Origin of the sequence: Pseudomonas songnenensis, assembly GCF_003696315.1 — a bacterium.
GTDB classification, from domain to species: Bacteria; Pseudomonadota; Gammaproteobacteria; order Pseudomonadales; family Pseudomonadaceae; genus Stutzerimonas; species Stutzerimonas songnenensis.
The window spans coordinates 352,363-367,487 of the sequence record NZ_RFFN01000001.1; the positions used below are offsets into that span (position 1 = coordinate 352,363).

Consider the following 15,125-nt stretch of genomic DNA (forward strand, 5'->3'; position numbering starts at 1 on the left):
TGATGACGGTTGCCTCCGCTTCTCAGAGATCGCCGTCCATGGATAACCAGAGCGCCCAGCCCCGCGCCCGTCGCAAACACCGCAGCCTTGCCCAGGAACTGGTCGCCGAGCTTTCGCAACAGATCCGCGACGGCCTGATCAAGCGTGGCGACAAGCTGCCGACCGAGTCCGCCATCATGCAGGCCCAGGGCGTCAGCCGTACGGTAGTCCGCGAGGCGATCTCCCGTCTGCAGGCCTCCGGGCTGGTGGAAACGCGGCACGGTATCGGCACCTTCGTGCTGGATACGCCAAGCACCACCGGGCTGCGCATCGACCCGGCGACCATCGGCACGTTGCGCGATCTGCTGGCGATCCTCGAGCTGCGCATCAGCCTGGAAGTCGAATCGGCCGGGCTGGCCGCGCAGCGTCGCACGCCCGAGCAGCTGGCGGCGATGCGCGCCTTCCTCGATCAGTTGAATCAGAGCGCGGCGCATTCCAGCGACGCGGTGGCGTCGGACTTCCAGTTCCATCTGCAGATCGCCGAGGCCACTGGCAACCGCTACTTCACCGACATCATGAGCCACCTCGGCACTACGCTGATCCCGCGCAGCCGGGTCAACTCCGCGCGCCTGGCCCATGACGACCAGCAGCATTATCAGGCCCGCCTGGGCCGCGAGCACGAGCAGATCTACGAGGCCATCGCCCGACAGGATCCGGAGTCGGCGCGCGCTGCCATGCGTCTGCACCTGACCAACAGCCGCGAGCGGCTGCGTCAGGCCCATGAGGAGGCGGAGGCGAGCAAGGTCGGCTGACCCGCGCCTCGTCAGTCAGCCGCCGCTCCACGCCGTGCGGCGGGCTGGCGTTCGGCAAGGCCTAGCGGCGATACGCCAGCAGCACGATACCGCCGACCACGATCAGGCCGCCGACCACCTGCATCGCCCCGAGCACCTGACCGAGGATCAGCCAGCCCAGCAGCATGCCGGCCACCGGCTCCATGTTCATCACCGGCGCATTGCGCGCGATGTTCAGCCGCGGCATGCAGATGAACAGGGTCGAGAAGGCCGCGCCGTAGAGCAGCACCAGGCAGGCGAGGGCGATCCAGCCGACGGTGGCGGTGGGCAGGCCCAGACCGCCCGGAATCAGGTCGCTGGCGCCGAGCAGCGCGGAGGCAGCGAACACCACGATCAGCGTCAGCATGCTGCGCACCGAACCGGCCATGCTCGACAGCTTGTGCTCGGTGACCCACAGCGCCACCGCAAATACCGCGGCGGCAGTCAGGCTGAACAGGATCCCCGCGGTCCACTGGCCATCCGGCGCCGCGCTGCTGAACAGGCGTCCTGGCACATCCAGTACCAGTACCAGGCCGAACAGGATCAGGCCCATGATCGCCAGCGCCTGGCGGGTCGGCCGCGGCCCGCCGAGCACCCAGGTGAGCAGCGCCAGCAGAATCGGCGACAGGTTCACCACCAGCAGCGCCAGCGCCACCGGAATGCGCGCCACCGCCGAATAGATGCAGAAGCTCTGCACCGCGATCAGCAGGCCGAGCAGGATCTGCCAGCGCCAGGTGGCCGGGCTCAGGCGCAGCGATTCACGACGCCAGAACACCAGCGCAGCCAGCGCCAGCAGCGTCACCCCGGCGCGGCAGAGCATGGCCAGTAGCAGGCCGGTGCCATGGTCGAAGGCGATCCGCGCGGCGATATGGTTGGCGGCGAATGAACAGGCCAGAGTGGCCAGGATCAGCACGGCGATATGGCGGGGAAATGGCGCAGCAGTTTGCATGGATAAACCAGTCCTCTGAGACCCTGTACAGAATGCGTTGCGTTCGGTTACCGGCTCATCTCGGTAAGTGGCGGCCAGTGCATGCCTGGTCCGCGAATTCGTCTGGCGGCAAAGTAAAACGCCGCCCGGGTGGGCGGCGTCCTCGTTCCCTGTCGGCCTGTTTTCAGAGCACTACACTCGGCAGCCACAGCGAAATCATCGGGATATAGGTCACCGCCATCAGCACCGCGAACAGCGCGGCGTAGAACGGCAGCAGGGCCTTCACGGTGTTTTCGATGGTGACCTTGCCGATGGCAGCACCGACGAAGAGTACCGCACCGACCGGCGGGGTGATCAGCCCGATCCCCAGATTGACCAGCATGATCATGCCGAAGTGCACCGGGTCGACGCCGAAGGAAACGACTACCGGCAGCAGGATCGGCGTGAGGATCAGGATCAGCGGCGCCATGTCCATCAGCGTGCCCAGCACCAGCAGCATGAAGTTGATGCACATGAGGATCACATAGCGGTTGTCCGACAGTGCCAGGAACGCGGTGGTGATCTTCGACGGGATCTGCATCAGGGTCATGATGTAGCCGAAGCTCGCGGCGAAGGCGATCAGGATCATCACGATCGACAGGGTGCGCACCGTGCGGTGCAGCATCCGCGGCAGTTCGCGCCACTTGTAGTCGCGGTAGATGAACATGGTCACGAAGAACGCCCAGACCACGGCGACCGCGGCCGACTCGGTGGCGGTGAACACGCCGGAGAGAATGCCGCCGAGGATGATGACCATGGTCATCAGGCCCCAGAGCGCCTCGACGCAGATCTTCAGCGCCTGGCGCAGCGGTACCACCTCGCCCTTCGGGTAGTTGCGCTTGCGGGCGAACAGCAGGCACAGGGTCGCCATGGTGGCGCTGAGCAGCAGCCCCGGGCCGATGCCGGCGACGAACAGCGCGGCGATCGACACCGTGCCGCCGGCGGCCAGCGAATAGATCACCGAGTTGTGGCTGGGCGGGGTCAGCAGCGCCTGCACCGAGCCGGAAATGGTCACCGCGGTGGAGAACTCCCGCGGGTAGCCCTTCTTTTCCATTTCGGGGATCAGCACCGAACCTACCGAGGCGGTGTCCGCCAGGGATGAGCCTGAAATGGCGCCGAAAAAGGTCGAGGCGGTGATGTTGACCAGTGACAGGCCACCGCGGACGAAGCCGACCAGCACTCCGGCGAAGGCGACCAGGCGCCGGGCCATGCCGCCTTCGGCCATGATCGCGCCGGCCAGGACGAAGAAGGGGATGGCCAGCAGGGAGAATTTGTTCACGCCACCGGCGATCTGGATCATCACGGCGTGCAGGGGAATGTCGATCCACCAGGCACCGACCAGGGTGGCCAGCCCGAGGGAATAGGCCACCGGAACGCGTAGCAGAATGAGGACGATGAAGCTGCCCAACAGGACGACGGCATCCATTACACGGACTCCTTGGACTCTTCGCGGGCTTCGTAATCGACGACCCGGCGCTTGCTCTGGTCGCCGTACAGCAGTTGCTCGATGACGAACAGCAGGGTGATGAAGCCGCCCAGGGGGATCGGCGCATAGCTGATGCCCACGCGCATCCAGGTCAGGGTGCTGAGGTACTGGTTCCAGGTGGCGACGCACAGCTTGTAGCCCCAGATCAGCATGAACAGGCTGATGGCGGCCATCGCCAGGCGTACGAACAGGGTGAGAAACGGCTGAGCCATGGGCGGCAGGCGGTCGCTGAGCACCTGTACGGCCATGTGAGCACCGGCGCGGTAGCTGGCGGCGGCACCGACAAAGGTGAACAGCACCATCAGCAGGATGGCGATGGGCTCGGGCCAGCCGAGGCCCTGGCCCAGGGCGTAGCGGCTGAACACGCCCCAGGGAATGATCGTCGCCATGATCACGATCGCCGTGGCGGCGACGATCACACAGGCACGGTAGATGGCGTCGTTGACGCCCAGAACCAGGTTTTTCATGAGACTCCACCGGTGGCATCGCGGCGGCACGGGCCGCCGCGATGCGCTTGCACGAGGGTTACTGAACGGCTTCGATGCGCTTGATCAGCTCGGCGAACTGCGCGCCGTACTTCTCGCGGACCGGGGCGGTGGCGTCGTAGAAAGGTTTGGTGTCGACCTCGATGAACTCGACACCCTCGGCCTTGAGCTTCTCGTTGCTGGCGGTTTCCTTGGCTACCCAGAGATCGCGCTCCTCCAGCTGGGCTTCCTTGGCCAGTTTCTTCACCGTCTCCTGCTGCTCGGGGCTGAGCTTGTTCCAGGTGTCCTTGGACATCAGCAGCGGCTCGGGGAGGATCAGGTGGTGGGTCTGGGTGTAGTGCTTGGCGACGCGGAAGTGGTTGTGTTCGAGCAGGGTCGGCGAGTTGTTCTCGGCGCCGTCGATCACACCGCTCTGCAGCGCACTGAAGATTTCGCCGGTGTCCATGGCGATGCCGTTGGCACCCATGGCGTTGAGCGTGTCGATGAACAGCGGGTTGCCGATCACACGGATCTTCATGCCCTTGAGGTCTTCGATGCGGCGGATCGGTTTCTTGGTGTACAGGCTGCGGCTGCCGGCTTCCATCCAGGCCAGACCGACCATGTTGAAGTCCGAGTTGGTGATGGCGTCGAGGATTTCCTGACCGATCTCACCGTCGACCACCTTGCGCATGTGGTCGATGTCGCGGAACACGAAGGGCATGTTGAAGACGTTGGTGGCCGGCACCACCGGGCCCACCGAGCCGAGGCTGACGCGGGTCAGCTGCACGGCGCCGATCTGGGTCTGCTCGATCACTTCCTTTTCGGAACCGAGTACGCCACCGGCGAACATGCGCGATTTGATCTCGCCGTTGGTGGCGGCTTCCAGCTTCTTGCCGAGGTTTTCCATGGCGACCACGGTCGGGTAACCGGCCGGGTGAATCTCGGCGATCTTCAGTGTCATGGCGTGGGCCAGACCGCTGATGCAGAAGGCGAAGGGAAGGGCGGTAACGAGCAACTTGCGTTTGAGGTTCATGACACTCTCCATCTTGTTTTTGTTGGTGTGCAGCGTTGCGAGAAGCGAGGTCGGGCAAGCGGCCCTTCCCTGGTTTTTCAGTTGAAAGCGGGTTCCTCCAGCCCGGTAACACCGGGGTTCAGGGCAAAGACGCCACCGGCCAGCGGCTGGTCGCTGAGATCGCCGCCGGGGCGGATCGAGGTGACGAACAGGGTGTCCAGACGCGCGCCGCCGAAGGCGCACATGGTCGGTTTCTTCACCGGCACGGCAAGCGAGCGGTCCAAGCGGCCATCGGGCGTGAAACGGTGGATCAGTCCGGCATCGTTGCCGCAGATCCAGTAGCAGCCGTCGGCATCGACCGCGGCGCCGTCCGGTCGCCCGGGGTAGTCGAGCATGTCGACGAACAGGCGTCGGCCAGTCGGCGTGCCGCTGTCGGGGTCGTAATCGAAGGCCCAGATCTTCTGCACGCCGGGGTGCGAATCGGACAGGTACATGGTTTGCCCGTCCGGGCTGAAGGCCAGGCCGTTGGGCACGATAAAGCCGTCCAGCTGCGGCACCAGCGGCTCGCGCGCGGCCAAGTCATCGAGCCGGTACAGCGCGCCGACCGGATGCCCGGCGGCCATGTCCAGCGCCATGCTGCCGGCCCAGAAACGGCCCTGGCGATCGCAGCGGCCATCGTTCATGCGCATGTCCATCAGCTGGTGCTCGATGATCGCCAGCGCGCGGCTGTCGAGCCGGCCGTCCGGGCGCGTCTGCAGGGTGAAGAAGCCGCTCTCCATGCCGGCCACCCAGCCGTCGCCGTGGCGCGCGATGCAGGCCAGCATCTGCTCGCCCTGCCAGCGGGAAACCTGACCGTCGGCAGCGTTCCAGCGCAGCAGTTCGCGATTGGGGATGTCGACCCAGTACAGCGCCTGTTCGGCGGCGACCCAGACCGGGCTTTCGCCGGTGGCGCAGCGCAGGTCGGCGATGAGTTCAGCTTCACTGGCCATTGCGTTTCTCTTGTTGTTGTACGCGGGCGAAGGGGGCGATCAGTCGAAGGGGCCGGCCGCGACGAAGGCGCCGCCCTGGTAGATGCCGGCCGGGTCGTCGGCGCTGTACGGCGGTTGCTGCTCGACCTTGTCGCGGAACGCTTCGGAGCTGTCCTGCGCATGGAAGCCCAGGTGCGTGGCCAGACGGTTGTCCCACCACACGTCGCGGTTGGCGGACATGCCGTAGACCACGGTATGGCCGACCGCAGGCGTGAACAGCGCGCAGCGCATCAGCTCGGTGAGGTCGCGGAAACTGAGCCAGGTGCTCATCATTCGACGGTTGGCCGGCTCGGGGAACGAGGAGCCGATGCGGATGCTGACGGTCTCGATGCCGTAGCGGTCGTAATAGAAGTTCGCCATGTCCTCGCCGTAGGACTTGGACAGGCCGTAGTAGCCATCCGGGCGGCGTGGAGCGTGGGCATCCAGAGTCTCGGACTGCGGGTGGAAGCCGATCACGTGGTTGGAACTGGCGAAGACCACACGCTTGATGCCATGCAGGCGCGCCCCTTCGTAGATGTGGAAGGTGCCGCGGATATTGGCGTCGAGGATTTCCTCGAACGGCCGCTCGACGGAGACGCCGCCAAAATGAGCGATGGCATCGACACCTTCGCACAGGGCGTGCACAGCCGCCTTGTCGGCGAGGTCGCAAGGCACGACCTCCTCATGTTCACCGGCTGCCGGTGCCATCGGCGCGATATCGGACAGTCGGATGATGCGGGCGTAGGGCTGCAGGCGTTCGCGCAGCTCCTTGCCGAGGCCGCCCGCTGCACCAGTGAGCAGAAGACGGCCGAATGGGGGTGTCGGAGTGGTAGTCATCGGGGTGCCTGTCGTTATTGTTCTTGGAGTCATCTGTTGTCATATGACATGCAGTAAATATCAGCATCTGCCTGCGTGAATGTCAACACGCTTAAAGTCGTAGTTGATGAGATATGTCGCATATCAGCGGCACTTGCGGAGAGTTGTCCAGGCTAAAGCGCTGCGGCAGAGGGCTTCAGAGCAGCGAGGGTCCAGATTGACGCAAGCGCGGCGCGGCCAGAAATATTTTTGATGGTTGTATGATGACTATCCGAAAGCGGGGTGCGCAATGTGGTAGCGCGCGGCCAGGGCAATGCCGAAGCGCTGCTGGTGCACACCGTGATGACTGCTATGGAAACTGCCGGGCGGGTACCCTGAGCGGCCGCGATTGGCCGCTGCTGTTCAGAACTGCCTGACCAGCGCCGCGGCGAGGATACCGGCGGCAATCGCCGGCAGCGGCTTCTTCAGCACCAGCATGGTCACTGCCGTGGCCAAGAGCGCCAGCCGGGCGCCGCTGTCGCCCTCCCATGCCATCGGCGCAACGATCGCCATCAGCACCGAGCCGGACATGGCGGTGATGAACTGCCGGACGCGGTCGCTGATGGGCACGAAGGCCATGACCATCACGCCGCCCCAGCGCGTCGCCAGCGTTACCAGTGCCATGACCAGCACCACGATCAGCGCGCCGGCGCCCGTCGCATCAAGATTCACGTGCGTGCTCCTTCCACAGCAGCCCCGTCGCGCCGCCGGCCAGGGCACCCACCACCACATGGCTGTTCTCCGGCAGGTAGCGAAAGGCGAGCAGCGAGGCGGCGGCCGCCACGCTCCAGATCACCAGCATGCGCAGGTTCTTTTCGCCGCCCACCACCATCGCCAGCAGGAAGCAGCCCATCACCATGTCCAGCCCCAGGCGCTTCGGATCGCTGACGGCGCTGCCGAAATGGATGCCTAGCCAGCTGCCGACCACCCAGAACGACCACAGCGCCAGGCCGCCACCGAGCAGCAGGCCGAAGCCCGGGCGGTTGCGGTTGAACGCCTGCATGGCCATCGCCCAGTTGGCGTCTGACGCGATCAGCATCACCCCGTAGCGCCGGCCGGGCGGCAACTGGCGCAACCAGGGGTAGAGCGTGGCGCCCATCAGCAGATGGCGGGCGTTGATGGCGAACACCGTGACCATCAGGGTGAACAGAGGCACCTGCGGGCCCCACAGTTCCAGCGCGGCGAACTGCGAGGCGCCGGCGAACACCAGCGCGCTCATCGCCAGGATCACCGAGTCGTCCAGCCCGGTCTGCACCGCGGCGAGGCCGAAGGCGGCACCGAACAGGGTGACGAAGATGGAAATCGGCGCGAGCTGGCGAAAACCGGCCCAGACCATGCGCCGGTCGAAATGATGCAGCTCGTTATCCGCGTCAGTCATGCACGAGTCCTCCAGGTGGCAGCGCCGGATCGACGACGTCAATCGATGTCCAGCCAGCCAGATTAGGGGGGTGTTGCTGCGACGGAACAGCGCAGTTGGCGTCTGATCGTGCGGTACAGATTCGCGCGACGCCCCTGGCCGGGCCGTTGCGCCCCGGAACAGGGGGCGATGGGGTGTCAGCGGCTCGGCTCGAGCTGGGCGGACGGGGGGCGCAGGAACCGCTTGCGGAAAGCGGCCGGCGAGATGCCGACCCGCTGGCAAAACAGGCGTCGGAACGAGTTGCCGTCGTCGTAACCGACGCGGGTGGTGATCGCGTCGAACCCCAGTCGCGTGGTTTCCAACAGGTGCTTGGCCCTTTCCAGGCGCAGAGCCTGGAGGTAGGCGAGGGGTGTGTAGCCGGTGGCATCCTTGAATCGCCGCTTGAAGTTGCGCGCACCGAAACCGAAGCGCTCAGCCAGTTCGTCGATGCCGACGGGGGCGGTGAAGTTGGACTCCAGCCAGTCCTGGACCCGTGCTACTGCCTCGTCGGCATGATCGCGGGGCATCGACCACTTGATGTACACCGACTGCTCGCTGCGGACCCCGTCCACCAGCAGGTAGCGGCTGCACTGCTGCGCCAGTTCGCGTGAGGCGAAGCGGCGGATCAGGTGCAGCAGCAGATCCATGGCCGCGCTCGCGCCCGCGCTGCTGATCAGTCGGCCGTCCTCGCAGAGGATGCGTCGTTCGTCCAGGCGTACCGCCGGATAGCGCCGGCGCATGAGGTCGGCGAAGGCCCAGTGGGTGGTGGCCTGCACGCCGTCGAGCAGCCCCGCTTCGGCGAGCATGAAGGTGGCAGTGCACATCGACGCGATGAAGGCGCCCTGCCGATGCTGGCGGCACAGCCAGTCGCGATATCGGCCGAAGGCGGGCAGCGCCTCGCGCAGGCTGAACAGAAAACCGGGAACGAGTACCAGATCGGTGTGATCGAGCGCGTCGAGGGCGACGTCCACGGACATCGTACGGCCCAGGGCGTTTTTCACCGGCAGCCCATCGAGTGACGCGACAACAACCGCAAACGGCACCGCAGAGGGCGCGGCCAGGCGGTTTGCTGCATCCAGTACTTCAAGCGCCAGCGTGGCGGAGGCCTGGGAGCTGTGCTCGGCAAGCAAAAGCGTAATGTGCATGGCAGGTGGTTGCGTAAATCGCATGGTATTGGTCATTTCTGCATCTACCTTACCCCGAGCGCGCCACCTAGAGTGCGGCATCTGTCATGCCAACCGGATCTGCTCACATGAACCTGTGGTTTCGTCTTCTGCTGATGTTGTTGCGCCGCCCCTGGCGAAAGCCGGTACCGGGCCTCGCCACCACCGTCGTTCGGCTGCGTGTCTGGCCTCTGGATCTGGATTTCAACCGGCATGTCACCAATGGCCGCTATTTCACCCTGGCCGATGTCGGTCGCATGGACTACGTGCTTCGCAGCGGCGCTTATCGTGTGGCCCTTCGGCATCGCGCATTGCCGATCGTGGGTGACGTGTGCGGCAAGTTCCGCCGCGAACTGAAGCTGTTCGAGCGCTTCGAGATCCACACGCGGATGCTCGGCTGGGACGCCAAATGGAGTTTCGTCGAGCACCGATTCGTCAAGGACCAGCGGGTAATCGCCGTGGTGGTCATGCGCGGGCTGTTCAGGGGGCGCAAGGGTGTCGTTGCGCCTGGCGAGTTCGCCCGGGAACTTGGCTTGGACGAGCAGTCGCCGCCCTTGCCCCAATGGCTGCGCGAGTGGTCGGCGAGCTGCGATGGGCTCAGCATTCAGCTGCGCGAAGCGGAGGATCTGGTGCAGCAGGCGCCATGAGGCAGAGCGCCTGTGCGGTTCAGCGCGGGTAAGGCTAGAGCGGCGGCGGGCCCTGGGCAATGTCGCCGGCCGCCTGGCGCACGGCATCGCGCGCGGCCTCCAGCGCCGGGTTGTCGTTGTCATCGCGCCAGGCCAGGTGCAGTTCGGCGCAGATGCCCGGCGGCAGCGGCAGTTCACGAAAGCACATCTGCTGGAAGCGGATCGCGCTGGCCCCGCGTGGCACCAGCGCCAGGCCGAGGCCGGCGTTGACCAGCGAGAGGATGGTCAGCGTCGAGCCCAGCGACTGTACGTAGTCAGGCTGGATACCGCAGGCGCGGAACAGCCCGGTGTGCAGCTCGTTGAACGGCTGCCAGGCACCATGGGCATAGAGGATGAACGGCTCGCCGTGGAGCATCGCCAGGGTCGGCGCCGGATGCTGCGCCAGCGGGTGCTCGGCTGGCGTGGCCAGCACGAAGGGCTCGCGCAGCAGGCATTCACTGACCAGCCTCGGCTGCTGCAACGGCTCGCGCACCACCGCCAGGTCGACCCGGCGCCCGCGCAGAGCCTGCAGCTGTTCGAAGGTGGTGGTTTCCAGCAGGTTGATGGCCACGCCCGGCCGTTCCCGGCGTATCTGTGTGATCGCGCGCGGCAGGAAGTCGTAGACCGCGCTGGCCACGAAGCTGATGGTCAGCGAGCCGCTCTCGCCCAGTGCAGCCAGCCGCGCGCCTTGCGCCGCGCGGTGGGCCTGGTCGAGCAACGCCTGCGCCTCGACGAAGAAGGCACGACCGGCTGCAGTGAGCGCCACCGAGCGCGTGCTGCGGGTGAACAGCGCGACGCCGAGCTGATGTTCCAGCAACTGGATCTGCCGGCTCAGCGGCGGCTGCGTCATGTTCAGGCGCTCGGCGGCACGGCGGAAATTCAGTTCGCTGGCCAGGGTGGTGAAGCAGCGCAGCTGGGCGAGTTCGAACATTGATCCGTTCCTGGTATCAATCGAGAGCGTTAATGAATTGGACCGTATCAATCAGCCGGCGGATTATCCAGCGCATCCCCTGACTGGCGAGGCGGCGACACACGAATGAGCGACCTCTACGAAGCGGACCGCATCAGCTGGATTGGCCTGCGTGCTGTGGAGTTGCCACTGCAGCGGCCTGTCAGCGACGCCAAGGTGCTTACCGGGCGACAGCTGCCGCTGGCGTCGGTCAGCCTGTTGTTTGTCGAACTGCAGACGCAGCAGGGTCATAAGGGGCTGGGCTTCAGCTACAGCCTGCGCACCGGCGGCCCGGCGCAATATGCCCATGCGCAGGAGCTGGCGCCGCTGCTGCTGGGCGAAGATCCCAACGACATTGCCCGCCTGTGGAGCCGATTGAGCTGGGCCAGCGCCTCGATCGGGCGCAGCGGCCTGGCAGTGCAGAGCATCGCCGCCTTCGACACCGCGCTCTGGGACCTCAAGGCGCGCCGCGCCGGCTTGCCGCTGGCCAAGCTGCTCGGCGCCCATCGCGACGAGGTGCCTTGCTACAACACCTCCGGCGGCTACCTGCAGGCGCCCATCGAGGAGGTCATCGAAAAGGCCGAGGCCTCCCGCGCGCGCGGTATCGGCGGGATCAAGCTGAAGGTCGGCCAGCCTGACCGGCGCGCCGACCTGCGCCGGGTCGAGGCGCTGCGCAGGCACTTCGGTGACGAGGTCGCGTTGATGGTGGACGTCAACCAGCAATGGGACCGCACCACCGCGGCGCGCATGGGCACGGCGCTGGAGGAACTCGAGCTGACCTGGATCGAGGAACCGCTGGATGCCCACGATCTGGAAGGCCATGCCGCCCTGGCCGCGCAGCTGGTCACCCCGGTCGGTAGCGGCGAGATGCTCGCCAGTGCGGCCGACGCCTGTGCCTTCGTCGAGCGCGGCGCGGTGGATGTAATCATGCACGACGCCCCGCGTATCGGCGGCATCACCCCGTTCCTGCAGGTGGCGGAGGCGGCGCGGCGACGTGGGCTGGTGCTGGCGCCGCATTTCGTCATGGAGTTGCATATCCACCTCGCGGCCGCCTACGAACACGTGGCCTGGGTCGAACACTTCGAATGGCTCGAGCCGCTGTTCCAGGAGCGACTCGAGATCCGCGATGGCTGCATGCAGGTACCGACCCGGCCCGGGCTGGGGCTGAGCCTCAGCGAGCAGGTGGCGGGTTGGACACTGGCGCGCGAGACGTTCGGCACCAAGCCGTGACGGCAGCCCCTCTGCTGGCGCAGAGGGGCGCAGGTCAGGTGCGCAGCACCTGGCCGAGAACACCGGTCCTGGGCCGCATTGCGCTGTACAGCTGCCAGAGCACGAAGGCCAGGGCCAGACCGAGGAAGGTCGCGGCGATGGGGTTGGTGAAGAAGGAGGCGAAGTTGCCGTCGGAGAGCATCAGGCCGCGGCGCAGGTTGGTCTCCGCCATCGGCCCGAGGATGAAGCCGATGATGAATGGCGCGACCGGCATGCCCGCCTTGACGAAGCCGTAGCCGAGCAGGCCGAACAGCAGGATCGACCAGACATCGAACAGCCGGCTTGAGAGACCGAACGCACCGACCACGCAGAGCACCAGGATGATCGGCAGCAGGATGTGCTTGGGCACGTCGAGCAGCTTGATGAACAGGCGCAGGCCGTAGAACTCCATGAACAGCATCATCACCGAGGCCACCAACAGCGCGGCGAAGATGGTGTAGACCAGCGGCCCCTGGCTGACGAACAGCAGCGGGCCGGGCTGGATGCCGTGAATCAGAAAGCCGCCGAGCAGGATCGCGGTGGTGGTGTCGCCGGGAATGCCCAGGGTCATCAGCGGCATCATGGCGCCGCCGATGCCGGCGTTGTTCGCCGTCTCGCTGGCGACCACGCCGCCGATATTGCCCTTGCCATAGGTTTCCGGCTGCTTGGCGCGCTTCTTGGCGACGATGTAGGAGAGCAGGTTGGAGGTGCCGGCGCCGATGCCCGGCAGGATGCCCACTGTCAGGCCGATCAGGCCCGAGCGGCTGGCGTTGGGCAGCTCCTGGCGGAACTCCCTGAGCGAGAAGCCGAAGCCCTTGATGTGCTTCATGCTCACCGAGCCGACCTTGCTGCGCGCGGCGTGTCGCCCGGTTTCGGCGAGCTTGATGACCTCGGCGACGGCGAACATGCCGATCATCACCGTCAGCATGGAGAAGCCGCCGTTCAGTTCGCTGAGGCCGAAGGTGAAGCGGCGCACCGCCTCCACCGGGGCGATGCCGACGGTGGACACGGCGATGCCGAGGGTGCCGGCGAACAGCCCCTTGACCATTGAGCCGGCCGACAGGGTGGCGATCAGCGTCAGGGAGAACACCGCGATGGCGAAGTATTCATGCGGGCCGAAGCTCAGCGCCACCTTGGCCAGCTGCGGGGCGATGAACATCAGCGCGATGATGCTGAAGATGGTGCCGAGAAAGGAGAACACGATGCCGACCCCGAGTGCCTTCACGCCCAGGCCCTGCTCCATCAATGGGCCGCCGTCGAACACCGTGGCGATGGACGAGGGCGTACCGGGGATCTTCAGCAGGATCGCCGAGATCAGGCCGCCGGATGTGGCGCCGATGAACAGGGCGACCAGCAGCGACAGGCCGGCCTGCGGCCCCATGGTAAAGGTCAGCGGCAGGCATAGCGCCACGGCCATGGTGGCGGACAGACCGGGCACGGCGCCGAACACGATGCCGACGGCGACGCCGAGAAACATCAGGATCAGGATGTTGAGCGAGAAGACGGCACCGAAGCCTTGCTGCAGTAAGTCGAGCATGGTCGATTCCTCAGAGGAAATTCAGCAGGCCGGCGGGCAGCAACAGATCGAAGGCCTCGCGGAACAGCAGATAGATGACGATGGACGTGACCAGCGCGATGCCGGCATAGGGCAGGTGGCGGATCTTGCGATCCACCGGCGTCAGCACGATGAACTGCAGGTACAGGTAGATCGCAGTCATGATGGGAAAACCCACCGGGCCCAGCAGTACGACGTAAAGCAGGATCAGGCCAAGGGTCTTGAGCACCGTGGCGGGCTCGATCACGGTGGGCGCGGGTTCGTCCTGCGTGGCGGCGCTGCTATCACTCGCCGGCTGGGTTCTGCTGGCGAAGGCACTGACCACCTGGAAGACCCCGAGCAGGGAGAGCAGGGCGGCCAGCAGGAAGGGGACCGTGGCGGCATCGATGCCTTCGTGGCCGGGCAGCCGATAGGCCATCACCATGTAGGTGGCGCTGACGCCGAGCATGGCCACGCCGATGATCAGTTCTTTCTTGTTCGCAGTGGTCATGGCAAACCTCCGTACGCGAAGAGGAGCGGCCAGCCGGCCCGTACAGCCGGCTGGCGCTGCGTCGGGTTTATTTCTTGGCCTTGCGCAGCTCGTCCTTGAACTGCATGAAGTCCTCGCGGGTCTTGGCCAGGATTTGCTTGGCTTCGTCGGTGCCGTAGTAGGCCACCGGCTGCTTGAATTTCTTCAAGTCCTCGGCGTACTCGGGGATTTCGGTGATCTGCTTCATCAGGTCGGCCATCTTCTTCACGATGGCCGGGTCGGTGCCCTTCGGGAAGGCCACCACGTACGGCTTGTCCATGGTGATGTCCAGGCCCTGCTCCTTTAGCGTCGGCACGTCGCCGAGCAGTGGGTTGCGCTCGTCGTTGGGCTGGCCGAGGGCGACCATCTGCCCGCCGCTGACGTAGTCCTGCACCGAGCCGTAGGTGATCGCGCCGAGGTCGAGACGACCGCCGAGCATGCCCACCACGCGGTCGGACACGGTGCCGCCGTCGACCATCTTCAGCTTGGTGTCGGTCAGCTTCTCCAGCATCAGCCCCTGCACGTGGGAGAAGCTGCCCATCTCGGTGCCATAGGTGACGCTGCCCGGCTTGGCCTTCGACTTGTCGATCAGGTCCTGCATGCTGGTCACGCCGGACTGCTTGGAGGCGACGAACACGGTGCTCTTGTCGACGCCGGCGATGCAGGACACGTCGAAGGTATCAAAGCTGTCCTCGGTGAGGCCGGCGACCTCGTTGACGATCAGCTGCCCCGGGTGGGTGAAGAGAATGGTGTTGCCATCGGCCGCCGCGCCCTTGACCTGCTCGGCGGCCAGCGTGCCGCCGCCGCCAGCGATATTGGTCACCACCATGCTCTTGCCGGTGATCTGGTTGAAGTACTTGGCCATGGTGCGGGCATTGAAGTCGGTGTCGCCGCCGGGGTTGGCGATCACCACCACCTGCACGGGGCGGGTCGGCCATTTCACCTCGGCGGCCATCGTGGTGGAGGCGGCGGCGAGACCGGCGATGCCGACGAGGGCGGAAAGCAGGGAGGCGCGGAATATTGTTTTCATTGGAGTTCTCC

General features: G+C 65.7%; 16 protein-coding genes. 3 read left to right on the top strand and 13 right to left on the bottom strand.

The window, feature by feature from the left end:
- Nucleotides 1–38: 38 nt before the first annotated feature.
- A complete protein-coding gene (locus EA798_RS01640; protein WP_106157352.1) occupies nt 39–791 on the top strand; it encodes a FadR/GntR family transcriptional regulator in 753 nt (250 codons plus the stop codon).
- A gap of 61 nt (nt 792–852) precedes the next feature.
- Here the strand turns inward: EA798_RS01640 and EA798_RS01645 are convergent, their stop codons facing one another.
- From EA798_RS01645 to EA798_RS01685, 9 genes are all read right to left on the bottom strand, one after another.
- Complete coding sequence (locus EA798_RS01645) at nt 853–1,758, bottom strand: EamA family transporter (RefSeq protein WP_122097822.1); 906 nt, start codon at nt 1,756–1,758, stop codon at nt 853–855.
- Between the two features lie 163 nt (nt 1,759–1,921).
- Complete coding sequence (locus EA798_RS01650; protein WP_122097823.1) at nt 1,922–3,202, bottom strand: TRAP transporter large permease; 1,281 nt, start codon at nt 3,200–3,202, stop codon at nt 1,922–1,924.
- Nucleotides 3,202–3,729: a TRAP transporter small permease gene (locus tag EA798_RS01655; RefSeq protein WP_122097824.1), complete on the bottom strand. Its 528-nt coding sequence runs from the start codon at nt 3,727–3,729 to the stop codon at nt 3,202–3,204. The genes EA798_RS01650 and EA798_RS01655 overlap by 1 nt, the downstream gene beginning before the upstream one ends.
- A 58-nt stretch (nt 3,730–3,787) precedes the next feature.
- Nucleotides 3,788–4,759 carry a TRAP transporter substrate-binding protein gene (locus EA798_RS01660; protein WP_003282654.1) on the bottom strand — a complete coding sequence of 324 codons (972 nt, stop codon included), beginning with the start codon at nt 4,757–4,759 and terminating at the stop codon, nt 3,788–3,790.
- 77 nt (nt 4,760–4,836) lie between these two features.
- Nucleotides 4,837–5,727: an SMP-30/gluconolactonase/LRE family protein gene (locus EA798_RS01665; RefSeq protein ID WP_122097825.1), complete on the bottom strand. Its 891-nt coding sequence runs from the start codon at nt 5,725–5,727 to the stop codon at nt 4,837–4,839.
- A 39-nt stretch (nt 5,728–5,766) separates the two neighbouring features.
- The gene (locus tag EA798_RS01670; protein ID WP_122097826.1) at nt 5,767–6,582 is read right to left on the bottom strand and encodes an NAD-dependent epimerase/dehydratase family protein; all 816 of its coding nucleotides are present in this window, start codon (nt 6,580–6,582) and stop codon (nt 5,767–5,769) included.
- A gap of 381 nt (nt 6,583–6,963) precedes the next feature.
- Nucleotides 6,964–7,272 (bottom strand): AzlD family protein, encoded by a 309-nt coding sequence (locus EA798_RS01675; RefSeq protein WP_122097827.1) that lies wholly within the window; start codon nt 7,270–7,272, stop codon nt 6,964–6,966.
- Nucleotides 7,262–7,978 (bottom strand): AzlC family ABC transporter permease, encoded by a 717-nt coding sequence (locus EA798_RS01680; protein WP_045159822.1) that lies wholly within the window; start codon nt 7,976–7,978, stop codon nt 7,262–7,264. Before EA798_RS01680 ends, EA798_RS01675 begins: the two co-directional genes overlap by 11 nt.
- A gap of 176 nt (nt 7,979–8,154) precedes the next feature.
- A complete protein-coding gene (locus EA798_RS01685) occupies nt 8,155–9,141 on the bottom strand; it encodes a GlxA family transcriptional regulator (RefSeq protein WP_167462864.1) in 987 nt (328 codons plus the stop codon).
- Between the two features lie 107 nt (nt 9,142–9,248).
- Between EA798_RS01685 and EA798_RS01690 the strand changes: the two genes are divergently transcribed.
- Nucleotides 9,249–9,806: a thioesterase family protein gene (locus EA798_RS01690; RefSeq protein ID WP_020305722.1), complete on the top strand. Its 558-nt coding sequence runs from the start codon at nt 9,249–9,251 to the stop codon at nt 9,804–9,806.
- 34 nt (nt 9,807–9,840) lie between these two features.
- Here the strand turns inward: EA798_RS01690 and EA798_RS01695 are convergent, their stop codons facing one another.
- Nucleotides 9,841–10,755, bottom strand: coding sequence for a LysR family transcriptional regulator (locus EA798_RS01695; protein WP_122097829.1), 915 nt, complete (start codon nt 10,753–10,755; stop codon nt 9,841–9,843).
- A gap of 105 nt (nt 10,756–10,860) precedes the next feature.
- Between EA798_RS01695 and EA798_RS01700 the strand changes: the two genes are divergently transcribed.
- Nucleotides 10,861–12,003, top strand: a complete 1,143-nt coding sequence (locus EA798_RS01700; RefSeq protein WP_122097830.1) for an L-talarate/galactarate dehydratase — start codon at nt 10,861–10,863, stop codon at nt 12,001–12,003.
- Nucleotides 12,004–12,037: 34 nt separating this feature from the next.
- Here EA798_RS01700 and EA798_RS01705 read toward each other — a convergent pair whose 3' ends face one another.
- From EA798_RS01705 to EA798_RS01715, 3 genes are all read right to left on the bottom strand, one after another.
- Nucleotides 12,038–13,558 carry a tripartite tricarboxylate transporter permease gene (locus EA798_RS01705; RefSeq protein ID WP_122097831.1) on the bottom strand — a complete coding sequence of 507 codons (1,521 nt, stop codon included), beginning with the start codon at nt 13,556–13,558 and terminating at the stop codon, nt 12,038–12,040.
- Between the two features lie 10 nt (nt 13,559–13,568).
- Complete coding sequence (locus EA798_RS01710; protein ID WP_122097832.1) at nt 13,569–14,066, bottom strand: tripartite tricarboxylate transporter TctB family protein; 498 nt, start codon at nt 14,064–14,066, stop codon at nt 13,569–13,571.
- A 67-nt stretch (nt 14,067–14,133) separates the two neighbouring features.
- Nucleotides 14,134–15,114, bottom strand: a complete 981-nt coding sequence (locus EA798_RS01715) for a tripartite tricarboxylate transporter substrate binding protein (RefSeq protein ID WP_122097833.1) — start codon at nt 15,112–15,114, stop codon at nt 14,134–14,136.
- Between the last annotated feature and the right edge of the window lie 11 nt (nt 15,115–15,125).